The sequence below is a fragment of the Pseudomonas putida genome (assembly GCF_026625125.1).
GTDB classification, from domain to species: domain Bacteria; phylum Pseudomonadota; class Gammaproteobacteria; order Pseudomonadales; family Pseudomonadaceae; genus Aquipseudomonas; species Aquipseudomonas putida_X.
Map to the genome: position 1 here is coordinate 3,729,424 of NZ_CP113097.1, position 23,850 is coordinate 3,753,273.

Consider the following 23,850-nt stretch of genomic DNA (forward strand, 5'->3'; position numbering starts at 1 on the left):
AAATTCCTGTGCGACAAACAAATATTTTTTAACACTTTTGCACTCGACCAAACATGCAAACCGAGCGCATGTTTTTTTTGGGCGCCCCATACAGCCCGCCAGCTTGTTTAAAACACCGTTGTTTTTTTGTTTATACCGCAGACCAACATCAGGGAAATTTCCTACAAAACATACTGACGCACACCACATAACTTTTACGCACGCCCACAATTAACAAGGGAGATATTCGGCGATGGCAAAAGCCACAGGGTCAGTTGCACCTAAAGAACGCATCAACATCAAATATGTACCCGCCACTGGCGATGAACAGGCCGAAGTAGAGCTGCCGCATAAGATGCTGGTGCTTGGTGATTTCGGGTTGAAAGATGCCCGCGCCTTGGAGGACCGCTCGGTCATGCGCATCGATAAACACTCCTTCAACAATGTGTTGAACGATGCCGATGTCAACCTGGTGATGTCCGTGCCCTCCGTGCTCAGCACGGCCCCCGACGCAGAGCTCGCGGTCAGCCTGCGGTTCAAGTCCATCAACGATTTCGGGCCCGACAGCATCGCGCGACAGGTACCGGAGCTGAACAAGCTGCTGGAGCTTCGCGAAGCGTTGGTCGCCCTGAAAGGCCCCCTGGGCAACGTGCCCACGTTCCGCAAGCAACTGCAGCACCTGCTGAATGACGAGCAAGCGCGCAAACAGCTGGCCCAGGAACTGGACTTGGTGCTTGAAGCGCCGAAAGAAGACTGAGACAACGGAGCGTCCCTATGCCAAAGCAAAACAACACGACTGTCGCGGTTGAAACAACGACCGAAACGCTGAGCAACGCTACCCTGCTCGACCAGATCATGGCGGAAACCAAATTGGTTCCCAGCCAAGAGGGTTATCAAGTCGCTCGCCAAGGCGTGTCTGCCTTTATTACCGAAATCCTTAAAAGTCATGACCCAGATCAACTCATCAACAAACACCGGGTCGATCAGATGATTGCGGAGCTGGATCGAGTACTCAGCAAGCAGATGGATGCCATCCTGCATGAACCCGAGTTCCAGCAACTTGAATCCGCCTGGCGAAGCCTCAAGCTTTTAGTCGACCGAACAGACTTTCGCGAGAACATCAAGCTTGAAGTTTTGCACGTCAGCAAAGGTGATCTGCTCGACGACTTCGAGAACTCAGCCGACATCACCTGCAGTGGCATCTACAAACATGTCTACACCGCAGGTTATGGCCAGTTTGGCGGTGAACCGATTGCCGCGATGGTCGGCAACTACAACTTCGGCCCCTCCTCTCCAGATATCAAACTGCTGAGTTACATGGCCTCGGTGGGCGCCATGGCACACGCCCCTTTTCTCGCAGCGCCGTCTCCTGAGTTCTTCAATCTCAGCAGCTTCGAAGAGCTGCCAAACCTCAAGGAGGTCAAGGACATTTTCGCCGGCCCACGGCATGCCAAGTGGCGTGCCTTCCGTGAAAGCGAGGATGCCCGGCATGTTGGGCTGACCGGCCCACGCTTCATGCTCCGCTCGGCCTACCATCCGCAGGAAAATCCGGTCCAGAGCTATCACTACCGCGAGGACATCGACGGACAGCACGACAATTACCTGTGGGGCAACTCCGCCTTTCTGCTGGCCAGTTGCATCAACGACAGCTTCGCCCGCTACCGCTGGTGCCCGAACATCATCGGCCCACAATCGGGTGGCGCAGTCGAGGACCTGCCGGTGCACCTGTATGAGGCCTTAGGCCAGCTTCAGGCCAAGATCCCTACCGAAGTGTTGATTTCCGACCGCAAGGAATTCGAGCTGGCCGAAGAAGGCTTCATCGCCCTGACCATGCGCAAGAACAGCGACAACGCCGCGTTCTTCTCAGCCAACTCGGTACAAAAACCAAAGAACTTCCCCAAGACCCCGGAAGGCCTGCAAGCGCAGACCAACTACAAGCTCGGCACCCAGCTGCCCTACCTGTTCATCGTCAACCGGCTGGCTCACTACATCAAGGTGCTGCAACGCGAACAGATCGGCAGCTGGAAAGAGCGCAAGGACCTTGAGTCCGAGCTGAACAAATGGATCAAGCAATACGTCGCCGACCAGGAAAACCCGTCTGCCGATGTGCGCAGCCGTCGCCCGTTGCGCGCTGCAAAGGTCGAAGTTTCGGACGTTGCCGGTGAACCGGGTTGGTACCAGGTTTCTCTCGCCGTACGACCGCACTTCAAGTACATGGGAGCGAACTTCGAAATCTCCCTGGTTGGCCGGCTTGATACCCAATGAGTGGATTTTTCGATGACTTGGTGACGAACCCGTTCGCAGGCCGGGCGCTGTCCAGGCAAGAAAACGCTACCCAGAAGTTCGCCGCCATCAAGCGCCACCTCGAAACGTTGCTCAACGCTCGCCAGGGTTGCTCACAAAGCAGCCCTGAGCTGGGCCTGCATGACTTCAACCGGCACGACGCAAGCAGCGGCGACCTCCTGAAGCAAGTGAGCGCAGACATCCGCCGCACCATTGAGCGCTTCGAGCCGCGCGTGCACGTGCGAACGCTCAAGGCAGTACCCGATTGTCATGCCCCCTTGGAACTGCATTTCCGGCTGGACTGCCACGTGCAGGTCAACAACCACACCGAGCAGCTGCAACTGGAGCTGCTGGTCAACGGCCATAACCGCCACACCCGCGTGAGGTGACCCATGTCACTCAAGGATCGATTCAGCGAAGAGTTGCGTTATCTCCATGAACTGGGGAAAGATTTCGCTCAGGACAACCCACAACTTGCCCGGCTGCTCGGCAAGGGTGGTAGCGACCCGGATGTCGAACGCCTGATGGAAGCCTTTGCCTTCCTGACCGCCAAGCTCCGGTTGAAGCTGGAGGACGAGCTGCCGGAGCTGACGCACCCGATGCTGCAGTTGCTTTGGCCCAACTACCTGCGGCCTCTGCCGAGCGCCACGATCATCCAGTTCACCCCACGCAAGCAAGCGCTCAGCCAGTCGCAGCGTATTCCCAAGGGCTCGCGGTTGTTCTCCAAACCCGTGGATGGCGTGCACTGCGAGTTTCGGACCTGTACGGCGGTGGACATCCATCCGTTCGAGATCGACGCGGTCAGTGCTACGCAGACACTTGACAGTTCGGTGCTTCGGCTCGACCTGCGAACCTTGGTCGATCGGCCGTTGAACACCTTGGGCTGCGCCAGTCTCGATTTTCATTTGAGCGGTGATACGCAAACAGCCCGCACCCTCTATCTGTGGATTGCTCACTACCTCAAACATGTCGCGGTGACAGTCGACGGCGAGGTCCGCCGGCTGCCGGCCAGCAGCATCGTCCTACCAGGGTTCAGCCCGGATGAAGCCTTGCTGCCCTACCCACCGAACGTGTTCGACGGCTACCGGATTTTGCAGGAGTACTTCATCTTTCCCGAGCGTTTCCACTTTTTCAGCGTTGCCGGCCTGGAGAAGGTCTGGCCAGAGCAGGCGACTCAGGAGGTCTGCCTTGAATTTCACTTCACCCGGCAGTTGCCTGATTCGCTACGGGTCGGCAGGGCAGACTTCAGCCTGTTCTGCACCCCCGCGGTAAACCTGTTCAGCCACAGCGCCGAGCCCATCGACCTGTCCCAACGGTTCGCCCAGGCTGAGCTTACGCCCCGAGGTGAGGAGCGCCACGCGTATGAAATATTCAGCGTCGATCGGGTCATCAGCACCCGCACGACAACAGACGGCAGCGCCGGCGAACACCTGCGAACCTTCCGAACCTTCGAGTCGTTCGCCCATGAAATCGAGCACGTGCAGGGGCGCACAGCGCTGTATTACCGCTACATCATGGAACCGTCCCTGCGGGACGATAGCGTCACCCACCGTATCGCATTCGTACGCGCAGACGCCAACGCCTACATCGGCGAGCTGGAAACAGCCTCCATCGACCTGACCTGCACCAACCGAGATCTGCCGCGGACGTTGGCGGTCGACGACATCAATGTGATTTCCGAGATCACGCCTCCCCTGGCCACCTACACCAACCTCTGTGCTCCAAGCCGCCCCTGTCGGCCGGTGCTGGACGGCCAGTTGCAATGGGCCCTGATCTCCAACATGTCGCTGAACTACCTGTCGCTGCTCTCGGCCGAGCCGTTGAAAGCGGTCATCAATGCCTACGACTTCGCCGCCCTGCATGACATCCAGCAAACCCGTACCACCCGCAAACGCCTGGACGGCATCCACGATGTGCACACAGCCCCCCTGGACTGGCTGATCAAGGGCCAGCCCATTCGCGGCCTGCGTACACGGCTGAAACTGGACCAAAGCGCATTCCTCTGCGAAGGCGACCTGTATCTGTTCGGTTGCGTGCTCGCGCACTTCTTCGCCCTGTACGCCAGCATCAATTCCTTCCACCAACTGGAAGTGATCAACACCACCAACAACGAGCACTACACATGGCCAATCCAGACCGGCAAGCAACCGCTGATCTAGCCGACAAACTGCTCGCCGAGGCGCACCAGTACAACTTCTTCCAGTTGCTGGAGCGCCTGCACGGTTTGCACGGGGACAACCTGGAACCACGCTGGCCCGACCCGGCCACGCGGCGGCGCGTGCGGCTTGCGAGCGACCCGCGGCTGACCTTTCCGGTGGCCGACGTGTACAAGGCCGAACGCATGCCAGACGCAGGAGACCGCTATCGCGTGTGCACCACCTTCATGGGATTGCACGGCACTGACTCGCCCTTGCCAACCTATTACTTGGAAGAAGTGTCGTACGAGCATGCCCACGGCATCGGTGTGCGGCCGGCCTTCTTCGACTTTTTCAATCACTACCTGCTGAGCCTGTTGCACCGCATCTGGCGCAAGTACCGCTATTACATCCGCTTCCAGCCGGGTGCTACCGATGGCTTCTCGCAGTACATCTTTGCCCTGCTCGGGTTGAACGACAAACAGCTGCGCGGCCACACCGCCCTGCCCTGGAGCCGGCTGCTCAGCTTCGCTGGGGTCATTGCCAGCCGCAGCCGTGCACCGGGTACCGTTGCCGGCATCATTGCCCACTGTTTCGACTTGCAGCAGGTGCAGATCCGCGAATTCGAAACGCGCTCGGTCCTCACTGAGGCCAAGCAGCTGGTACGCCTTGGCCGCAGCAACGGCGAGCTTGGCAACTCCTTCATGGTCGGCAGCCGCACGCGAACCCGCAGCAGCAAGTTCACCATCGTGATCAGCGAGCTGGACCAGGAACAGTTGCGTGACTTTTTGCCCAGCGGCCTCAATTTCAATCGCTTGCGTGCACTGATCGATTTCCTGTTGCGCGACGGGCTGGCCTATGACTTGGAGCTGCGGATAAAGCGCAACGCGCTGTCATCCTTCTGCCTGCACCGTAGCCAAGGCGCCTACCTGGGCTGGACCAGCTTTGTCGATGACCGCCACGGCCAGATCAGCCCTGTGGTGCGGTTCCGGGGGCGCTCATGAGCACATTGACCTTGAGCATCACCAACCTTGATCAGCTGCACCACAACGTCACCGCCCGCCATCAGTTCGACTGCGCGGGCGGCACCATCGGCAGCGCCGGCTGCACCTGGTTTATCAATGATCGTGAGCAGACCGTTGCACCGGTCCACTGCGAGATTCGCTGGATCGAGGGCAGCTTCTGCGTCATCGACCGCTGTCAGCGTACCTACCTGAATGACAGCCGCGAGAACTTGGGGCCACTCGCCCCCAGGCGTCTGGTTGAGGGTGACCAACTGGGGGTTGGTGCCTATCGCCTGCACGTTCAGTTTTCACAGGCCGATTCACATTCCCTGGAGGAGTTGTTCAGTTCTAAACAGAACCTCCTTGACCGCTGGTTGCTAGAGGCCCCAGGCACCGCCTGGCAAACCGATTCAGGCGCCGCGCAGGTTGCCGCCGATATCTGCTCGGCCTTCGCGCCAGGTATCGGCAACGATCCCTTGACGGCGCTGGATACAGCGACCAGCTCAGCCAACGAGCCCCCGCTGGACCATTTCATTGCAGGAGATCGCCCATGATGCGTCATTCACTCGTGGCCGGCCTGCTGGTTGCGCTGCTCGGATTTTCGGGGTGCACCTCCCTGAGCAAAATCGGCCAAGTGGTGATGGACCCCTCGGTACCCGTCGGCCCACCCAATGAACACCCCACTCAAGTCGCGTTCAGCATCAATGCCAGCCCAACACTCAATGGCAATCCGCACAGCCTTGAAGTGGTATCCGAGTTGGAGCCTTTGATCGAGCCCAGCCCGTATGCCGTTAGCCTGAGCGCCGGTGACCCTTACGTGCTGACCGAAAAAGTCGGGGCCTTGCATGAGTACCTGCAGGAACACTTCCCCGCCCTGTCGCCCGTCGACATGCCACTGGACGATGGCGACGATCCAGCGCGCTCCCCCCTGGAAGAAAGTACCCCCGGCAGCTACGAGGATCCGACCGTAGCCCTGACCTTGCCTCGCACCACCACCGTGGCTGCCGAGCCCATCGCTACGCCCATGGCCATCAAAATCCTGCAACTTCGCGACGACTCGCTCATCCGCAACAGCGTGTACGAACTGCTGGACAAGGACCCTGCCAAGGCGCTGCGAAGCACCTACATACGCGATGACGATTATTTGCTGCGCCCTGGCCAGTTCAAGTTCATCCCCTTTACGCCCATCGAGCCGGAGACACGCTTCGTTGCGGTGATCGCCGACTACCGGAACCAGGAAAACGCCACCTGGAGCCAGGTACTGCGCATTGCGCCCCGTGGCCACCAGATCATCTTGTCGGTATTGCTCAACGACACGCAGGTCCTGCTCAAGGAGGAGGACTGATGGTACCTGCAGCCCTGCATTTCTCGCTTACTCACGCTGACATGGAGCGCTCATGAGTTCACGTAACCCCGTCCTGTGGCCTGAGGGCCTGTTCGTCAAACCGCAGCATTTCCAACAGGCTTGCCGTGCCGCCGAAGCGGCGTTGCATCAACGTCTTGGTAGCCTGAACGCCGCCTTCTACGGCTTCAGCGAGCTGCAGTTGAACGATGAATACCTGAGCCTGGGCAAGGTCGCCATCACCCGTGCACGAGGCATCATGCCGGACGGCACAGTGTTCGATATCCCCGCAGACCTGCCACCACCCCCACCGCTGGAAATCGAGGACGACGGCGCCAACGACAGCGAGATCTACCTGTGCCTGCCGCTGCGTACCGAAGGTGGCCGGGAGGTGAGCTGGCCCGACAATGCCGCCAACTTCCGTTACCGTGCCCACGCAGAGGAAATCAAGGACACCCACAGCGCCGACGGAGACTTGGTGCAAGTCGACCTGGCGGTGCCGAATCTACAGCTCAAACGCAAGGCTGAAGACAGCAGCGCTTATACACGGTTGGCTTTGGCCCGCATTCTGGAACGCCGCCCCGATGGCAGCCTGCAGCTGGATGAGGGGTTCTACCCCACCAGCGTTTCGGTGCGTGCGGTGCCAGCGCTGCAGCGTTTCCTTGAAGAAATCACCAACTCCCTTCGCGAACGTGCGCGCAGCCTGGCCGCCCGCATTGGCGCCTCAGGGCAGTCCGGTATCGCCGATATTCGCGACTTCAACCTGCTGCAGGCCATGAACCGCTGGTGGCCGTGCTTCCAGCATCTGGCTCGGCAAGGGCAGACCCACCCCGAGCAGCTCTACCTGTGCATGAGCCAGGCCTGCGGTGAGTTCGTGACCTTTACCGACGAGAGCCGGCTGCCGCAGGAATATCCCGCCTATCACCATACCGCGCTACGCACCTCCTTCAAGCCGCTGGAAGAGACGCTACGCCGGGCACTGAGCACAGTCTTGCAACCACGCGCCGTTTCGCTGCCATTGGAGACGCTGGAGTACGGCGTTTTGACAGCCGCGCTGGAGGACCGCCGACTGATCGATGGGGCCACGTTCATCCTTGCAGTGCGCGCCGATCTGCCACCCCAGGCGTTGCGCCAGATGTTCATCCAGAAAGCCAAGATCACTTCACTCGAAGCACTGGAGGAGTTGGTGCAGTTGCAACTGCCCGGCATTCCCTTGAACACCTTGCCGGTGGCGCCTCGCGACCTGCCCTTCCATGCAGGCTTCAGCTACTTCGAACTGGATCGACGTGCCCCTGCGTGGACGTGCATGAAAACAGCCAATGGCTTCGGGATTCATATTGCAGGGGACTTCCCTGGGCTAGAGCTGCAGTTCTGGGCGATTAGGAGTGAATGAAATGAAAAATGACACTCACAACAGTCAGGATCACGATAAAAAGTTCTTCGGGGCGATAGAGAATGCTGATAGCGGGGTGAATACATCGCCTGCCGATGCCAAATCAGAAGCACAGGCCCAGCCTGCTTCTGAAGGCTACCCCGCCGACCCGGAATTTCAACTGCGCGGTGGTTACGTAAACCTGATGCTGGACGCCGCCGCCCCCTTGTTTGGCCTGGTGATACGCCTGCGCACCTTGGATGCGTTGCCCAACATCCAGGAGGTGCACCAGCAGGTAAGCAACACGATCGTCAATATTCGCGAGGAGCTACGCCAGCACGGCTACGAGCCCGCTCAGTTGCTGGCGTACTCCTACGGCCTTTGCCTGTTCATCGATGAAGCGGTCATGGAAAGGCCCTGGGGTAAAAACAGTTGCTGGAGCCAGAAACCGCTGCTGAGCATCTTCCATGACGAAACCTGGGGTGGGGAGAAATTCTTCACCGTGCTGTCGCGCTTGATGCAGGAACCCAAGCGCTACCAGGACGTGTTGGAGTTCATGTACTTCGTGCTGTGCCTTGGCCTGAAGGGCAAATACGCCATCGCGCCGAAAGGCGAAGAGTCACTGAACGGGCTTATTCACCAGCTCCACGGGATCATCCGGGAACTGCGCGGCCCCGTGCCGGAATCGGTCTGCGACCCCTACACCAACGTGGCCCCGCGCAACTTCCGCATGAACCGGCAATGGCCGTGGTGGAGCCCGTTAGTGATTTCCGCGATCGCCATGGCGGTGGCCTACGGCATCTACAGCTACCGGCTGCACTTGATAACCACCGAAGTGCTGGAGTCGCTCAACAGCATTTTGCAGCAGTAAACAGCCGACAACCGACGCAACTGAATTCAACGGATTGACGAGGCGATTTGCTTCGTTGACAAGCCCATCACTCTCGATGGCCACGCCGCCTTTGGCACGCGTGTTTTTATCCACATAGATGCAGGAGTCATTGTTATGCCAACACCCGCTTACATTTCTATCGAAGGTATAAGCCAAGGAAACATCACTAAGGATGCCTTTACTGCCGACTCGGTGGGCAACGTTTATGTTGAAGGTCACGAGAATCAAATTCTGGTACAGGAAGTCAGTCACCGCATCACCGTGCCCACCGACCCTCAAAGCGGTCAACCGGCAGGACAGCGTGTTCATGGTCCACTGGTGTTTACATGCGCTCTCAACAAAGCCGTACCGCTACTTTACAGCGCTCTGTCCACTGGTGAGATGCTGCCAAATGTCGAGCTCAGCTGGTATCGCACTTCTATAGAGGGCAAGCAAGAACGCTTCTTCACGACCAAGTTGACCGATGCCGTAATCACCGATATCGACTTGACGATGCCGCACATTCAAAACCAGCAGAACAAAGACTTCACACAGTTCTTCAAAGTTTCAATGTCTTATCGCGGTATTGAATGGGAACACATTACAGCCAGCACTGCGGGTTCGGACGACTGGCGTAAACCAATAGAAACAGAAGTTTAATTTAACACTGCAGCAACCGGGCAGGCTTACTGCCCGGACTGTGACGTGTAGGCCAGCGAAATAGGATTTCAAATGCCTCGCCAATCTGACTTGCGTTACAGCTTCCAGCCTCTAATTGGCAAAGCTGAATTCGAAGTGGTGTCATTCGAGCTTCGAGAAGGGATCAGCATACCCTTCGAGTTGGACCTGAAATTGGTCAGTTTTGAAAACGATATCGACTTCGGCCACCTGCTCGACCAACCCGTGCTCTTCACCCTCTGGGAAGGCGAACGCCCAGTGCGCTACGTGCACGGCCTGGTCAGCCGTTTCAGCCAGGCGGAAAGTGGCTTCTATCGCACCTACTATGACGCACTGATCGAGCCCCAGCTGGCCCGTGCCAACCTGCGTTCGAACTGGCGCATCTTCCAGCAGAAGACCGTGCCGCAGATTCTTGAATTGATGCTCCAGCGCCAGGGCATCAACCAATACCAACTGCGCGCCAGCATGGACCATCAGGTCCGCGAATTCTGCGTCCAGGCCGGTGAGACGGACTTGGCATTCATCGCCCGCCTGGCGGCCGAAGAGGGCTTCGTCTACCGCTTCGCGCACAGTGAAAAGCTGCACAAACTGATCATCACCGATCGGCTGCAGTCCCTGGGCCAGATCAGCCATGGCGCCATCAAAACCGACGATGAAGATGAAGGGTTCTACGATGACGACGAGCCTATAGACCCTAACCGCGTGCTGTACCACACCAACAGCGGTGGTGACCAAACCAAACCCTGCCTGCGCCGCTTGCGCTACAGCGAGCAGGTGCGTACTGCTCGCCAAGTGCAGCGCGACTACACCTTTACCAACCCGGCCTACCGCCAGGAGCACAGAGCCGCCGGGCCCTTCCTGGAGCATCAGTCCAGAGAGTACGAATACTTCGATTACCCAGGCCGCTATAAACGCGATGCCGTGGGCAAACCTTTCACTGAAAACCGCATCACTGCGCTGCGCCATGATGTCCGTATTGCCGAGGTCCAGGGCGATGACGTGCGCCTGCAACCGGGCCTGAGTTTCACCCTCACCGGTCACCCACGTGACGATCTCAATACGCATTGGCGGGTGAACACCGTTATCCATAGAGGCCACCAGTTCACCAGCCTGCAGGAAGAAGCCGCCGGCGCCGATGCAAGCACGCGCTACGAGCAGACCGCAGTGCTGGTCCCCGGCAGAACCGAGTGGCGCCCTGCCCCATTGGCAAAACCGCGAATCGACGGACCGCACATGGCCACCGTCGTCGGCCCACCGGGCGAAGAAATCTACTGCGATGAATGGGGCCGGGTAAAAGTCAGTTTCCCCTGGGACCGCGAAAGCCAGAACAACGAGTTCAGTTCGTGCTGGCTGCGAGTATCTCAAGGCTGGGCGGGTGGCAGTTGGGGCTCGATGGCCATCCCTCGGATCGGCCAGGACGTGATCGTGCAGTACGTCAACGGAGACCCCGACCAGCCGATGATAACCGGGCGCACCTACTGCGGTGATCAGCTGCCGCCTTATGACCTGCCCGATCACAAGACGCAGATGACCATCAAGAGCCAGACACATAAGGGCGATGGTTTCAATGAGCTGCGTTTCGAGGATGAACTGGGCCGGCAGGAGGTATTCATCCATGCCGAAAAGGACCAGAACAACGTCGTCAAAAACAACGAGACCACTTTCGTTGGCAATGACCGCAGCGAACGCGTGGATCACAACGAAACCATCTCCATTGGTGACCACCGCACTGAAGACGTTGGCAAGAACGAAACAATCAGCATCGGCGCCAACCGCAGCGTGACCATCGGCGCCAACAAGACTGAAACCATCAGTCTCGCCAAGGCGGAAACCATCGGTTTGGCCAAGGCCCTGACCATCGGGGCGGGCTACCAAGTGAGTGTCGGTGCGGGCATGAACACGACAGTTGGGCTCAGTCAGAGCGAACAGGTGGGGATACATAAGAAAGAAACTATAGGGAAGCGCTACAGCATCAGCGCTGAGAATGAATTTAGCATTGAGGTCGGAAAATCCATACTTTTGATGAAAAGCGATGGATCAGTGCTTATCAACGGACACAGCTTCACGTTTGAAGCGACAGGCCCTGCAAAGATCAGCGGACGGATAGTCGACCTAAATATAAAAGAGCCAGCTGAACACCAATCAATCTCTGCGCCATACATCGCAAGATTCACCTTAATCAAAAGCGACGACCAAAAATATGAAGGCTATAAGTACTCGTTATCAGACGACAAAAGAACCTTTCAGACAGGTATAACTAAACAAGACGGAAATACCGAGTGGATACAAACGGAAGCAGCAACACCAATCTATTTGAAAAAGGCAAAAATGCGTGAAGACCAGAAAATAAGTGATCATTGGCGGCCTCGCCTGATGACCATCTCGAACGTACCCAAAACGAAACTTCCCGAACTAAACGTTGACTATTTGGACATTTTTGGCGAGGAGGACTGACCTATGCCTGGCCCAGCTCTCCCATGGTTGATCAGGGGCGGACACACTGCTTGGAAAGCTTATACCGCATACGAATCAGCTCAAACCGCAGCTGACGCTGCAAAACTAGCGGCAGAAATTAGCGCCAGAAGAAAGGAATTCACTAAGTTATTCGAAACAACCATACAACAACTAAAAAAAGAAATAACCACAAACACTCAAACCATGGAACTTATAGGAACATCCGGCAAAAGCACCGTGCACCGAAGAGGCACTGAAGGATCAACATTCAGAGAATTCATCGAGCGCAAAATTCCTTTCCGCCCAGCGATTAGCCTGATCTGTAATGCGGCGCTGACCAGCCCTATCAGAGTCCCAAGAAGGCTTAAGAAAAAAATTCCGGGCGAAGTGATAGAAACGACAATCGAAGTTACCCTCAAACAAACCACCGCATCTTTGGTCGTCGAGGTAATTGATGAAGTACTAGAATGGCAAAGCCCGCTAAAAGCGGAACCCAACTATGACAAAGTAACTAAGGCGCCCTATCTTGGCACTCCCGTAACACGGCCACAGAGGCTCAGCGAAACTTTTCCATTTTGGCCGCGCCCTAGAAACAGCTTAGCTCCCGACCTGGTAATAGTGGAATATCGACAAAAACCATTCGAGTCAAACAATGTATTTGCCGCTGTAGAAATAAAATTCCCTAGAGACTGGGTAAAGGTGAGGCAACTAGAGGAATACGCTCACTTAATGACACCAAAATCTGGCCCGAACCCACGCAAAGCCGGAAAGGAAAAGGTGGCGTTATTGAGAGTACCTGAGGACTGCACATCATCTACGGATGAGGACACCACAAAAAAAGCGTCAACACAAAACAGAGGGAGGAAAAGATGAGTACCACGCGCCCATTGTTTACTGCAGCCGAGCTTGACGAATTCTCCGAGTTGCTTAAGGAGTGGCCGAACAGCGCATTTGGGAACGAAGCATGCGAAATTGGCGTAAGCCCGTTCTTGAGTTTTTACTTTCCCTACTCACCGGAAAAACATCAAGAAACAATGAAATCCATGATTTCCATCCACAAAGCGTTTGAGGCACTGCTTGATTTCCCTTATGTAATTGCCACGCACCCTGTATCCGAAAAACCTTATCCCTATAGCTCGACTCGCATACCTGACATAACAAAGCTGGCCGAAAAATGGAAGATAAACGAGAGCTTTACCTTTAATTTTACAGACGAACCAAATCATGGTTATTCACCGTCCACTGCCGGATATTTTTGGCGAAGCGCCACCTGGGACGGGGTGAGCAATAATGCATATTCCTCCATACTTTTATACTACCGCTGGAGTTGGTGGTTAGAAAATCGCGAACAATGGAGAAACTTGACACTCAAGACGATCGATCTGTTGGAACCCCACCAGGCTTACTGTGGCCTCGCGGTCGCCAACCCATTGGAGTTCGGCGCCCGTTCAGAAGCAGCAACATGGGAGCGATCGTTAGCCGCTCGCTTCTACGGCCTTGATATCGAATTCCCATTTGGGATGCGAGACGAATTAATGGATGGAATAAGGCCACCCACATGGGGTTTTTTCCTATCCGATTATTGGCGAGAAAAGCTAGCGCTGGATCGTGAGGCCGTGCAAAAAGCCTTGAATCATCCAAATATATCGATAAAAGAATTAAGAACAGGCCAGTGGATAGAACTAGGAGAGCGCCCAAGTCTTTATCCGGTGGAGAATGGCCTTCCCGAACTGCCTATCATAATCAACAAGGTAATTAAGCCAATACGTCATAAAAACCTAGGGCTAATTGGTTTCGGACAATGGTCGGGCGACCCTAACGAACGCTTCTCCGACATTGATGCCGAGCGCTGGCTTGGTCGGTTCGATGAAGAGAGTGACTGGCCCTTGCGTAGCGCGCGCTTTAACAGCCCTCGCAATCCACAATACACGCCGCCTCTTACAGCCATGCCCGCCGGTAGCCAATGTCCCGTAGACGGCTGGTGGACTACACCTGCGAAATTAAAATCAAGAAAGTTCTTCGCGAAAGGAGAGATATTCCCAGATGTGAGGACTGAATCAGCAAAGGGGCATATCGTTTGGCTGTGGGACAACAATCAGGGAATAGAACAACCGGGCGGGAGCAGCGATGCTTAGACAATCCGACGTCCGTTATAGCTTCCAAACGCTGGCTGGCAAAGCTGAATTCGAAGTGGTGTCATTCGAGCTTCGAGAAGGGATCAGCATACCCTTCGAGTTGGACCTGAAATTGGTCAGTTTTGAAAACGATATCGACTTCGGCCACCTGCTCGACCAACCCGTGCTCTTCACCACCTGGGAAGGCGAACGCCCGGTGCGCTACGTGCACGGCCTGGTCAGCCGTTTCAGCCAGGCGGAAAGTGGCTTCTATCGCACCTACTATGACGCACTGATCGAGCCCCAGCTGGCCCGTGCCAACCTGCGTTCGAACTGGCGCATCTTCCAGCAGAAGACCGTGCCGCAGATTCTTGAATTGATGCTCCAGCGCCAGGGCATCAACCAATACCAACTGCGCGCCAGCATGGACCATCAGGTCCGCGAATTCTGCGTCCAGGCCGGTGAGACGGACTTGGCGTTCATCGCCCGCCTGGCGGCCGAAGAGGGCTTCGTCTACCGCTTCGCGCACAGTGAAAAGCTGCACAAACTGATCATCACCGATCGGCTGCAGTCCCTGGGCCAGATCAGCCATGGCGCCATCAAAACCGACGATGAAGATGAAGGGTTCTACGATGACGACGAGCCTATAGACCCTAACCGCGTGCTGTACCACACCAACAGCGGTGGTGACCAAACCAAACCCTGCCTGCGCCGCTTGCGCTACAGCGAGCAGGTGCGTACTGCCCGCCAAGTGCAGCGCGACTACACCTTTACCAACCCGGCCTACCGCCAGGAGCACAGAGCCGCCGGGCCCTTCCTGGAGCATCAGTCCAGAGAGTACGAATACTTCGATTACCCAGGCCGCTATAAACGCGATGCCGTGGGCAAACCGTTCACTGAAAACCGCATCACTGCGCTGCGCCATGATGTCCGTATTGCCGAGGTCCAGGGCGATGACGTGCGCCTGCAACCGGGCCTCAGTTTCACCCTGACCGGTCACCCACGTGACGATCTCAATACGCATTGGCGGGTGAACACCGTTATCCATAGAGGCCACCAGTTCACCAGCCTGCAGGAAGAAGCCGCCGGCGCCGATGCAAGCACGCGCTACGAGCAGACCGCAGTGCTGGTCCCCGGCAGAACCGAGTGGCGCCCTGCCCCATTGGCAAAACCGCGAATCGACGGACCGCACATGGCCACCGTCGTCGGCCCACCGGGCGAAGAAATCTACTGCGATGAATGGGGCCGGGTAAAAGTCAGTTTCCCCTGGGACCGCGAAAGCCAGAACAACGAGTTCAGTTCGTGCTGGCTGCGAGTATCTCAAGGCTGGGCGGGTGGCAGTTGGGGCTCGATGGCCATCCCTCGGATCGGCCAGGACGTGATCGTGCAGTACGTCAACGGTGACCCCGACCAGCCGATGATAACCGGGCGCACCTACTGCGGTGATCAGCTGCCGCCTTATGACCTGCCCGATCACAAGACGCGGATGACCATCAAGAGCCAGACACATAAGGGCGATGGTTTCAATGAGCTGCGTTTCGAGGATGAACTGGGCCGGCAGGAGGTATTCATCCATGCCGAAAAGGACCAGAACAACGTCGTCAAAAACAACGAGACCACTTTCGTTGGCAATGACCGCAGCGAACGCGTGGATCACAACGAAACCCTCTCCATTGGTGACCACCGCACTGAAGACGTTGGCAAGAACGAAACAATCAGCATCGGCGCCAACCGCAGCGTGACCATCGGCGCCAACAAGACTGAAACCATCAGTCTCGCCAAGGCGGAAACCATCGGTTTGGCCAAGGCCCTGACCGTCGGGGCGGGCTACCAAGTGAGTGTCGGTGCGGGCATGAACACGACAGTTGGGCTCAGTCAGAGCGAACAGGTGGGGATACATAAGTCGGTGATAGTCGGCAACACGTTCAACATCACCGCCGGTGACGAACTGAGCATCACCGTGGGTAAGTCCACGCTAGTGATGAAGTCCGACGGCACCGTGCTGATCAACGGCAGCAACTTTGACTTCAGTGCCACAGGGCCTGTGCAAATCAACGGCAAGGATGTCGATATCAACTGAAGGGGTAACCCAAGATGAAGTTTCGCAACCTGACGCCCTTTGACGTCATGTGCTTCAGTGCGCTCGCGCCTGACGGCCAGGAACATCCGGTCATCGCAATGAAGGTTGGCTATCGCCTTGAACCGGTTGAAGATCAGGCAGGCCGGTATCGCGCTATCGTCATCGATAAAGACCCGCTACCGCTATGTAAAGCCGACACCTACTACGGCGAACCCGGTATCGGCTCTGTGCTCGAGGAAAGCGACCTAGCGCCCTTCAAACCCCGCTGCGATGTCATCGTAGTCGGCCACTCACATGCGCCTGCAGGTCGTCCGGCACACACTTGGGAGGCTGGGATACGCGTCACATCCACCCGCCCCAACATCGAGCTCTCTGATCCAGCGCCGCCAAAGCGTGCACCGGGTGTTCGCCTCACCGCCGCCGAATTGCAAGAGCATCAGGCCAACATCTTGGACGTGCGGCGACGTAGTAGAGAACAGCGCACGCCGCAGCTGTTATTGGACAAAACACTTCGCTTCACCGGCCCGCGTGAGTTTCGCCATGGGCTACTGGGATGGCATTTGTCAGAACCAGAACTCGCCACCCGCGTTCCACTGCGCTGGGAATGGGCTTTTGGGGGGGCGAGCCAAATCGCCAACCCACAATTTGGGCGCGCACCCGATGCTCCCGAATTTCTCCTCAACGAAGTCTGCTTTAGCAACCCATTAGGCCGGGGATGGCTAGAGCACCACCATGGAAAGCTGCATTACGAGCTGACGGGCGACTTCCTTGAGCGCTTGCCGGCCGCCCAAATAGAACATCTGGACGATCCCATTGAACGCCTCGTTCGCACACGGCACCCGGCGGGCCCGCTGGATGCATCAGCTATGGCCGATGTGGCAAATGGGTATGGCTACACGCCCGCAGGCTTTGGCGTCGTCGGCCGCGCCTGGTCACCACGTCTGGCTCTCGCCGGCACCTATGATCAAACCTGGCAAGACAACCACTGGCCAGGTCTGCCGCAAGACTTCGACTTCGCTTACTGGAACGGTGCCCCCTCCGATCAACAGATCCCTCACCCAGCGCCCAACGCGCGCATCACGCTGTTCAATCTGATCGATCCATCATTGAGCGCTGATGGACGCTGTGACATCCAGTTACCTGGGCACAGACCTTTCGTACTCATGCGTATGACCAACGGTGTGATGCTCCCGCTGCCCATGCTCACCGACACGCTACGCATCGATACCGATGCCATGACGCTGTCAATGACCCACCGCATCAGCCTGCCCGGATCGCTCGATATACGTGTGCTCGAAGCACGGTTTGAGAGCAACCCTGACGCTCCGATCATCCGGCGGGCAAAACGCGGCAATAGGGAGCAGGTGTGACATGGCCGACAACGTAATGGCCCGCCAACAAGGCAAATGGACAGTCGTCAGCATCGCGCCCGATGTTTGCAAAACGCCCATGGGCAGCAGCATTCCACCCGTGCCCTACCCCGTTACCGCAGAGCTCGATACCAGCACCGGGGTTGCCCAGAGCGTACGCGCCAATGGCCATCCGGTTGTGATCTACAAACGTAGCTTTACACCCAATACCATCGGCGACGCAGCCGGCAAGGCGAAAGGTATAAAGAGCGGGACTGTAGAGGGCAAGTGTCACCCATTGGAGCACAGCAGTTCCGTGCGTGCCGAGGGGCGTCATCTGGTTCGTCATGGCGACTTGTTCTGGATGAATGGGAGCTGATGCCATGACGGATCAGCCCGTGCAACTGGACACGCTTCATGTCCAGGTCCAGGAGGTAGCACTACGCAAGCTGCCAGGCGGCCCAGACAGGATGTTCATACAGACTGACGGCACCGGTAAGGTGTTGGTCGACTTTGCAGATGGGGTCAGCGAATGGGGCGAGGCCCTTCAGCTTGACGAAGAACGATATGAAGCACTGCGCAAGGAGGCATTTCAGAGAGAACTTGCTGACCTGCAGGACATACCCACCTACACTGAACTCTACCCTCCCGCAGGCCGCGGTGGCGCTATCACCTCGCCCAATGGCAACACGCTGGGGCGCGTGAACGGTGAAACGCCTGCAATGGGTAAGGCTGCGAACGACGCCAATGCTGAGGTGGACAGCGAGACGCCCGCGGAAGGGGTAACGGGCGAACAGGCGCTGGACGGTATTCAGTTAGGGCTGGATATTGTTGGCTTGATTCCGGTGGTGGGCGAGATCGCCGATGTCGCTAACGCCGGCATCAGCCTATCGCGCGGGGACTATGCGGGTGCCGCATTGTCGCTGCTTTCGGCTATTCCGTTCGTAGGTTACTTGGGTACAGCGGGAAAGGTCGGACGTCACAGCGCGAAGCCAATTCAGGAGGCGTCGACTGAAGTTGCAAAGAAAACCTATGAACGATCGGTTAAAGAAACCACTGAGAGTCAGGCAAAAAACACGGTTGCTGGAATAGATGGTTCTGGAGCTAAAGTACTAGAGAAGGCAAAATCACTCAGGGAGAGGTATCTAGGACGCACGCCAGGAAAGAAATCCAAGACGGGCCGGGAGGTCCAAGAGCGTATGCGCCATGAAGGAAAGCTACAAGATAACCCATATACAGGCAAACCCGAGTTTATGGCATCAGATGGAAAATGGTATGACCTGAGCAAAGCGGATATGGCTCACAAAGAAGATGCTGTCGTATGGTGGAACCGCGTAGGGCGCAAACACGGAGCCAAAAGCCCAAAAGTGAGAGAGTGGATGCTAAAATCTGACAACTACTATCTTGAACACAGATCCATAAATAGAAGTCGAGGCGCAATCACAGGACAGAAACACCAATACGACACCCCCTGAAATACCGGAGTGGATTTTCATATGAAGGTTAACAAAGACCACCTAGATCGCATTAAAGAGCTGGCAACATCGGGAAGAAAAGCATGGCTCGCTGGCAATCTCGAACTCGCAGAGCATGATTTTCTTGCCTCATGGGACGCAATACCAGAACCGAAACTAGAATACGACTTCTCTCAAACAGCCTCATACGGGATCACCATTTTCTACAGATCAACCGGGCAGATTGAAAAAGCTAAATTATGGCTTAATATTGCGCGCAGTTCTTACGGTGCCGGCGAAGCCTCTGAGGAATACATAAGCTTCCTAGAAGGAACAATACTATTTGAAAACAACGAACTGGAGCGCGCATACGAGCTGTTTTATCCACAATACAAAAAATATGGAAAAAGAGCTTTTGAAGGCGAAGATAAAAGATACTTGCATTTTGTAACAGAACGAACAAAGGAGTCTTAAAGTGGAGCTTCCAATGAAGACCTATAACGCCATAAACTCTCTTTCGCAAGAAGGCAATACACTCATGGATGCGGATGAGTTTGACCTCGCAGTTGAGAAGTGGCAAAAAGCAATTGATCTCATTCCAGAACCTAAAACAGACTGGGAAGCCTACATGTGGCTATCCGCCTCTATAGGGGATGCTTTATACCAAAAAAAACTCTATGAGATCGCAAGCGCAAACTTTATCAACGCTCTGAATGCACCTGGAGGGATCGAAAACCCATTCGTACATTTTCGATTGGGGCAGTGCCAAACCAAGCTTGGTAATGAACGACTAGGATTGGATCACTTACTAAAGGCCTACATGCTTGATGGCGAAGATATATTTCTTATGGAAGCCGATGGAATATTTTCACTGGAACTACTGAAAAATCGAGGACTCGTCAATTAAATTTACCACCAAACAAACATCAATCAATTCGACCACCAAGACGTAGCACCAACATAGAGTCCTGACCTTAGGACTTATGCCATAGCCACAAGTAGTGACAAGGCGACGACACGAAAAAACGGGACGATTGTAGCTTGATTGCCAGCGCGGCAGACCGCAGCTTTCGTCGTTTAAGCTATGAAATCGAGAGAGGGAGGCGCACTTTTCAACACGTGTGTTGCCACCGCTCCAAGCACGGCAGAGGGTACTGACCTGGTCGTACGCCAATATTTCAGCGGGCGTAGGACGATTGTAGGTAGGGCGATTTTAGCTTTGAAGCAAAGAATATTTTCTGACATTCAACAGCCCCTGAGTACGCAACCAGCAAGATTTGGTGTTTCATGACCTCCTATCTACCAGCAACTTCAAATGATTGCTTCCAACTCCAATACTGACGCGGACAGCAAGCCCCCGCAGAAGGGGTAAAGGGCGAACAGGCGCTCGACAGTATTCAGTTATGGCTGGATATTTTTGGCTTGACTCCAATGGCCGAGATCGCCGATTTCGCTAACGCCGGCATCAGCCTACCTCTGGGGCTATGCGGGTGCCGCATTGTCACTGATTTCGGCTATTCCTATTGTGGGATATGCACGCACAGCAGCCAAGGTTGGACGATATGGCACCAAAACGGCAAGCGATTCATCAACCATAGTACCAAGACGAGCCAGTGAACATGAGGCGAAACTAACAAACGATAGATCACCAACAAAATAGGTGAAAATCTTTCCGGCAAACCTGCCAATGAAGTGAGTAAGCACCGTAAAAAGCGAGCAGGCAAAGGCGGAAAGGAAATATGGTGATCTGAAGAGGAAAAGTGGTAAGTGCAAATACACTCGCGACCATATTCCCTCTAAAGCAGCTTTGAAAGCACGCGCAGAAACTTGGAGAATGGATCAGTAGACACCGATTGAGGATGCAAAAAGCTGACGGCCGACTTCCATTAATTAAGGCCTCTGTGGCCAATCGGAATGGCTACTCGCCCGCAACTTTAGCGTGGTCGGCGAAACTTAGTCACCACGCCTGGCAATCGCCGGCAACTATGATCAGGCCTGGCAAGACAATTTTTTAGGAGGCTGATCGAAGACCCTTTGCACAAAAAATTATGGAGCTTTAGGAATGAATACTCTAGACCACGACAGCAAATATCCAACACCTGAAAATTTCTTACATGCAATACATAAAGACTCAAACTCACCAGAGCTCAATTTTATTTTTTCCGAACTCAAAATCTCCAGGCAAGACCTAGATCACTATCAACTAGATGTCAACGGTCAGCGAATTTGGTCAAATGACATATTGGGCCTTCAGTTGGAATTCAAAGATATTGGACTACTAGAGAAAGTTCCATATCACGACATTGATGAGGGACCATGGGTGCTCACGGATGTTATTTTCTGGGGATGGCAGCGAGAAACTAATACTTTTTATATGGGTCCACTTCCATACGGATTGGACTTCAGCATGGACCGCGGCCAGGTAAGAATTAAGCTCTCCACAGATCTTGGAGAGCCTGAGATATTCGGATTTTCCAATAATATCGATGCTTGGAGGTTAGGAGAGGTCGAAATCACAGTCGACTATGACGGAGCCAGGGGTATTCGCTGCATCAGTCTTGGGCTTCCAGTTGAATAACAAATGTCATTGCGGGTATTTCCAAATTTTTTGAGGAATGGCGATGACATGAAACTTCATGAAATAATAGCATTCTTCGGAAAGAGCACTTCTGACCCAGAAGTTGATTGTATGCTGCACTCTCTGGGCATAACACGCAGACCCCAACTGCACCGCCCCGCTTACCCTCCTTATGAGGTGATCCTGCGTGCGAGTTTTTTGGGCATGCTATTTTCGTTTAGCGAGCGAAACTACTGGGAAGGCTTGCCGATAACTTCACACGGCAGAAGCAACACGCTGATATTCACAAATATCGCCATCACGTCAGGCAAACCTCACATCATGCGCCCGTATACCGGCAATGATTTACCTTTTGACTTACATTGGAGCGATGATCGAACCAGAGCCCGCGAAAAGCTAGCAAAAACTGGTTGGAGTTAACAACTACGCGCCTACAAACGAGACGCCTGGTGGCTGCCTAACTATCACATTCGTCTGACTTATCAGCCCGGAGATATAATCAGCCCAGAACTACCGGGAATTTTTGATATCAGTTTAGGAATTACAATGCCTCCGTCGACTGAACCCTATCCGCCCTACGAATACCCTTCAGTTGACCAAATTTATGAGCTCTTCGGACAATCTCCCGCCACCTCAGACTTCCAGTATATTTTCCGCGACTTCGATCCTGCCACATTAATGAATGAGTCAGAATTAGAGATCGTTGAAAGAAAAAATCACTATGGGTTTTCGCTGTATTTCGACAAGTCAAAACGTGCTTCGGACGGGCGACCCACATTCGCCGGAATCAATATGTGCCGTGACCGTCTAGGGACATCGACGGCTTGGAGGGGTCCATTGCCTTTCGGTCTAAACTTCGATGACAACCCTTGCATTTTAGAAGAACGACTTGGTCAAAAAGCCGATCACTGGAGTGATAACATAGTCTTCGGAGATGCCCGTTGGTTCTTTCGAAATTTTTTGATATGGATAAATTTTGACAACATGGATAACTGCATTGAATCAATTCGGATATTGCGCGCGGGCTATAGGGATGATTTACTTTAATAAAATCACATCGCAGCGCGCTCAAGCAATTATATCATTTTACTGCGAGTGCCAATATGGCTTCACGCTTGAGCCATTTTTATGAAAACCCGGCGCGAAAATTATTGGCGCCTCGCCAGATTTACCTAAACCCAAACTCCCGAGGCGGCAAGATAGCCGTTATGGCTTACTGTTTCTCACAAATTTTTGGCAAAAGTATAAAGCACTTTCACTTAATTACTTGCCACAGAAATCGTGATCAAGAGCCTGCAAGCGGGGGGGGGGGGCATGCAGCACTATTGGTGAAAGCTGGGGGCATAAGGCGGGAATGGAGAAAATCGAACGTGCGGCCAAAAGGGTGTCAATCTAATCATTAGTCCAACAGATAAAAAAGGAAATAATTTATGCGAGATTTAGATTTTGCTGAGTTCATCGAGTGCTTTGGAGAAGCCATTCAACAAACCCACGTTCCAGAAGCAAGCATTGCGAAATGGAAGGATACACTCCCTCCTGTATTAATCCAATACTGGCAAGATGAGGGGTGGGCAGGATATGGAAACGGAATTTTTTGGACTGTTAACCCTGACGATTACGAACATCTTAAAGACACCTGGCTGAAAGATACACCGATAGAATTTCTTGATAGATTCCACGTCATAGCCAGAAGCGCTTTCGGAAACCTATACTTATGCGGCGAAAAAACCGGGCATAGTGCATCAGTTATCTGTAACAACAATGAGATACTTGCATTAAAAAGCCGCCTAAAACCTAAAGAGCTGGCAAATCAAAACATGACAATACAATCACTATTTGGAACCAGCGAACCCGACGACTATGATAACACCGACTCAAACGGCAAACCTTTATTTGAGCGCGCACTTAAGAAATACGGCCCACTTGCCGTCGACGAAATGTACGGCTTCGAACACGCCCTTGTGGCAGGAGGGAAGCCCAGCTTGGAAAATCTTCGTAAAGTAAAGCTCGATCCTCACTTTCTAATTCTACGTGATCTCGACACTCCGAAACTACCCCTCTCCAATACAGACCTAGAAAAACTGATGAAATAATCCAACTTTATTCGATAGGAATATCCCTATGAAACGACCATTAGACGAGATAAGGATTCAGACA

General features: G+C 54.6%; 23 protein-coding genes. All 23 read left to right on the forward strand.

Features of this window, described 5'->3' with window-relative positions:
• Window positions 1–232: 232 nt before the first annotated feature.
• On the forward strand, window positions 233–736 hold the full coding sequence (gene tssB / locus OSW16_RS17195; RefSeq protein ID WP_241805372.1) for a type VI secretion system contractile sheath small subunit: 504 nt from the start codon (window positions 233–235) through the stop codon (window positions 734–736).
• A gap of 17 nt (window positions 737–753) precedes the next feature.
• A complete protein-coding gene (tssC, locus tag OSW16_RS17200; protein WP_267817106.1) occupies window positions 754–2,244 on the forward strand; it encodes a type VI secretion system contractile sheath large subunit in 1,491 nt (496 codons plus the stop codon).
• On the forward strand, window positions 2,241–2,651 hold the full coding sequence (gene tssE, locus OSW16_RS17205; RefSeq protein ID WP_241805374.1) for a type VI secretion system baseplate subunit TssE: 411 nt from the start codon (window positions 2,241–2,243) through the stop codon (window positions 2,649–2,651). Before tssC ends, tssE begins: the two co-directional genes overlap by 4 nt.
• Window positions 2,652–2,654: 3 nt before the next feature.
• Window positions 2,655–4,421, forward strand: a complete 1,767-nt coding sequence (gene tssF / locus OSW16_RS17210) for a type VI secretion system baseplate subunit TssF (RefSeq protein ID WP_267817109.1) — start codon at window positions 2,655–2,657, stop codon at window positions 4,419–4,421.
• Window positions 4,385–5,401: a type VI secretion system baseplate subunit TssG gene (gene tssG, locus OSW16_RS17215; RefSeq protein ID WP_267817111.1), complete on the forward strand. Its 1,017-nt coding sequence runs from the start codon at window positions 4,385–4,387 to the stop codon at window positions 5,399–5,401. Before tssF ends, tssG begins: the two co-directional genes overlap by 37 nt.
• The gene (locus OSW16_RS17220; RefSeq protein WP_267817112.1) at window positions 5,398–5,955 is read left to right on the forward strand and encodes an FHA domain-containing protein; all 558 of its coding nucleotides are present in this window, start codon (window positions 5,398–5,400) and stop codon (window positions 5,953–5,955) included. The genes tssG and OSW16_RS17220 overlap by 4 nt, the downstream gene beginning before the upstream one ends.
• The gene (gene tssJ / locus OSW16_RS17225; protein ID WP_267817114.1) at window positions 5,952–6,746 is read left to right on the forward strand and encodes a type VI secretion system lipoprotein TssJ; all 795 of its coding nucleotides are present in this window, start codon (window positions 5,952–5,954) and stop codon (window positions 6,744–6,746) included. The genes OSW16_RS17220 and tssJ overlap by 4 nt, the downstream gene beginning before the upstream one ends.
• Before the next feature lie 52 nt (window positions 6,747–6,798).
• A complete protein-coding gene (gene tssK, locus OSW16_RS17230) occupies window positions 6,799–8,136 on the forward strand; it encodes a type VI secretion system baseplate subunit TssK (RefSeq protein ID WP_267817116.1) in 1,338 nt (445 codons plus the stop codon).
• A gap of 1 nt (window position 8,137) precedes the next feature.
• On the forward strand, window positions 8,138–8,986 hold the full coding sequence (gene icmH / locus OSW16_RS17235; RefSeq protein ID WP_349974932.1) for a type IVB secretion system protein IcmH/DotU: 849 nt from the start codon (window positions 8,138–8,140) through the stop codon (window positions 8,984–8,986).
• A gap of 135 nt (window positions 8,987–9,121) precedes the next feature.
• Complete coding sequence (locus tag OSW16_RS17240) at window positions 9,122–9,646, forward strand: Hcp family type VI secretion system effector (RefSeq protein WP_267817120.1); 525 nt, start codon at window positions 9,122–9,124, stop codon at window positions 9,644–9,646.
• Between the two features lie 72 nt (window positions 9,647–9,718).
• A complete protein-coding gene (locus tag OSW16_RS17245; protein ID WP_267817122.1) occupies window positions 9,719–12,118 on the forward strand; it encodes a type VI secretion system Vgr family protein in 2,400 nt (799 codons plus the stop codon).
• Window positions 12,119–12,121: 3 nt separating this feature from the next.
• Entirely contained in the window at window positions 12,122–12,991 is an 870-nt protein-coding gene (locus OSW16_RS17250) for a VRR-NUC domain-containing protein (RefSeq protein WP_267817124.1), read from the forward strand.
• Window positions 12,988–14,253, forward strand: a complete 1,266-nt coding sequence (locus OSW16_RS17255; protein WP_267817126.1) for a type VI immunity family protein — start codon at window positions 12,988–12,990, stop codon at window positions 14,251–14,253. The genes OSW16_RS17250 and OSW16_RS17255 overlap by 4 nt, the downstream gene beginning before the upstream one ends.
• Window positions 14,246–16,312 (forward strand): type VI secretion system Vgr family protein, encoded by a 2,067-nt coding sequence (locus OSW16_RS17260; protein ID WP_267817128.1) that lies wholly within the window; start codon window positions 14,246–14,248, stop codon window positions 16,310–16,312. Before OSW16_RS17255 ends, OSW16_RS17260 begins: the two co-directional genes overlap by 8 nt.
• A gap of 14 nt (window positions 16,313–16,326) precedes the next feature.
• Window positions 16,327–17,682 carry a DUF2169 family type VI secretion system accessory protein gene (locus tag OSW16_RS17265; protein ID WP_267817130.1) on the forward strand — a complete coding sequence of 452 codons (1,356 nt, stop codon included), beginning with the start codon at window positions 16,327–16,329 and terminating at the stop codon, window positions 17,680–17,682.
• Between the two features lies 1 nt (window position 17,683).
• A complete protein-coding gene (locus OSW16_RS17270) occupies window positions 17,684–18,040 on the forward strand; it encodes a DUF4150 domain-containing protein (protein ID WP_241805384.1) in 357 nt (118 codons plus the stop codon).
• Window positions 18,041–18,044: 4 nt separating this feature from the next.
• Window positions 18,045–19,136, forward strand: a complete 1,092-nt coding sequence (locus tag OSW16_RS17275) for a GH-E family nuclease (RefSeq protein WP_267817132.1) — start codon at window positions 18,045–18,047, stop codon at window positions 19,134–19,136.
• 21 nt (window positions 19,137–19,157) lie between these two features.
• A complete protein-coding gene (locus OSW16_RS17280; protein ID WP_267817135.1) occupies window positions 19,158–19,589 on the forward strand; it encodes a hypothetical protein in 432 nt (143 codons plus the stop codon).
• 13 nt (window positions 19,590–19,602) lie between these two features.
• A complete protein-coding gene (locus OSW16_RS17285) occupies window positions 19,603–20,022 on the forward strand; it encodes a tetratricopeptide repeat protein (protein WP_267817137.1) in 420 nt (139 codons plus the stop codon).
• Between the two features lie 1,155 nt (window positions 20,023–21,177).
• Entirely contained in the window at window positions 21,178–21,693 is a 516-nt protein-coding gene (locus tag OSW16_RS17290) for a hypothetical protein (protein ID WP_267817139.1), read from the forward strand.
• A 48-nt stretch (window positions 21,694–21,741) separates the two neighbouring features.
• Window positions 21,742–22,113, forward strand: coding sequence for a hypothetical protein (locus OSW16_RS17295; RefSeq protein WP_267817141.1), 372 nt, complete (start codon window positions 21,742–21,744; stop codon window positions 22,111–22,113).
• A gap of 126 nt (window positions 22,114–22,239) precedes the next feature.
• Window positions 22,240–22,740, forward strand: a complete 501-nt coding sequence (locus OSW16_RS17300) for a hypothetical protein (RefSeq protein WP_267817143.1) — start codon at window positions 22,240–22,242, stop codon at window positions 22,738–22,740.
• Between the two features lie 383 nt (window positions 22,741–23,123).
• Window positions 23,124–23,786, forward strand: coding sequence for a GAD-like domain-containing protein (locus OSW16_RS17305; protein WP_267817144.1), 663 nt, complete (start codon window positions 23,124–23,126; stop codon window positions 23,784–23,786).
• Window positions 23,787–23,850 lie beyond the last annotated feature (64 nt).

Coding starts and splice junctions, on each gene's coding strand:
- tssB (WP_241805372.1), top strand. CDS start 233: ATGGCAAAAGCCACAGGGTCAGTTGCACCTAAAGAACGCATCAACATC.
- tssG (WP_267817111.1), top strand. CDS start 4,385: ATGGCCAATCCAGACCGGCAAGCAACCGCTGATCTAGCCGACAAACTG.
- tssF (WP_267817109.1), top strand. CDS start 2,655: ATGTCACTCAAGGATCGATTCAGCGAAGAGTTGCGTTATCTCCATGAA.
- tssC (WP_267817106.1), top strand. CDS start 754: ATGCCAAAGCAAAACAACACGACTGTCGCGGTTGAAACAACGACCGAA.
- OSW16_RS17250 (WP_267817124.1), top strand. CDS start 12,122: ATGCCTGGCCCAGCTCTCCCATGGTTGATCAGGGGCGGACACACTGCT.
- OSW16_RS17290 (WP_267817139.1), top strand. CDS start 21,178: ATGAATACTCTAGACCACGACAGCAAATATCCAACACCTGAAAATTTC.
- icmH (WP_349974932.1), top strand. CDS start 8,138: ATGAAAAATGACACTCACAACAGTCAGGATCACGATAAAAAGTTCTTC.
- OSW16_RS17260 (WP_267817128.1), top strand. CDS start 14,246: ATGCTTAGACAATCCGACGTCCGTTATAGCTTCCAAACGCTGGCTGGC.
- OSW16_RS17305 (WP_267817144.1), top strand. CDS start 23,124: ATGCGAGATTTAGATTTTGCTGAGTTCATCGAGTGCTTTGGAGAAGCC.
- OSW16_RS17220 (WP_267817112.1), top strand. CDS start 5,398: ATGAGCACATTGACCTTGAGCATCACCAACCTTGATCAGCTGCACCAC.
- OSW16_RS17285 (WP_267817137.1), top strand. CDS start 19,603: ATGAAGACCTATAACGCCATAAACTCTCTTTCGCAAGAAGGCAATACA.
- OSW16_RS17300 (WP_267817143.1), top strand. CDS start 22,240: ATGCCTCCGTCGACTGAACCCTATCCGCCCTACGAATACCCTTCAGTT.
- OSW16_RS17275 (WP_267817132.1), top strand. CDS start 18,045: ATGACGGATCAGCCCGTGCAACTGGACACGCTTCATGTCCAGGTCCAG.
- tssK (WP_267817116.1), top strand. CDS start 6,799: ATGAGTTCACGTAACCCCGTCCTGTGGCCTGAGGGCCTGTTCGTCAAA.
- OSW16_RS17265 (WP_267817130.1), top strand. CDS start 16,327: ATGAAGTTTCGCAACCTGACGCCCTTTGACGTCATGTGCTTCAGTGCG.
- OSW16_RS17270 (WP_241805384.1), top strand. CDS start 17,684: ATGGCCGACAACGTAATGGCCCGCCAACAAGGCAAATGGACAGTCGTC.
- OSW16_RS17245 (WP_267817122.1), top strand. CDS start 9,719: ATGCCTCGCCAATCTGACTTGCGTTACAGCTTCCAGCCTCTAATTGGC.
- tssE (WP_241805374.1), top strand. CDS start 2,241: ATGAGTGGATTTTTCGATGACTTGGTGACGAACCCGTTCGCAGGCCGG.
- OSW16_RS17295 (WP_267817141.1), top strand. CDS start 21,742: ATGAAACTTCATGAAATAATAGCATTCTTCGGAAAGAGCACTTCTGAC.
- OSW16_RS17255 (WP_267817126.1), top strand. CDS start 12,988: ATGAGTACCACGCGCCCATTGTTTACTGCAGCCGAGCTTGACGAATTC.
- OSW16_RS17280 (WP_267817135.1), top strand. CDS start 19,158: ATGAAGGTTAACAAAGACCACCTAGATCGCATTAAAGAGCTGGCAACA.
- tssJ (WP_267817114.1), top strand. CDS start 5,952: ATGATGCGTCATTCACTCGTGGCCGGCCTGCTGGTTGCGCTGCTCGGA.
- OSW16_RS17240 (WP_267817120.1), top strand. CDS start 9,122: ATGCCAACACCCGCTTACATTTCTATCGAAGGTATAAGCCAAGGAAAC.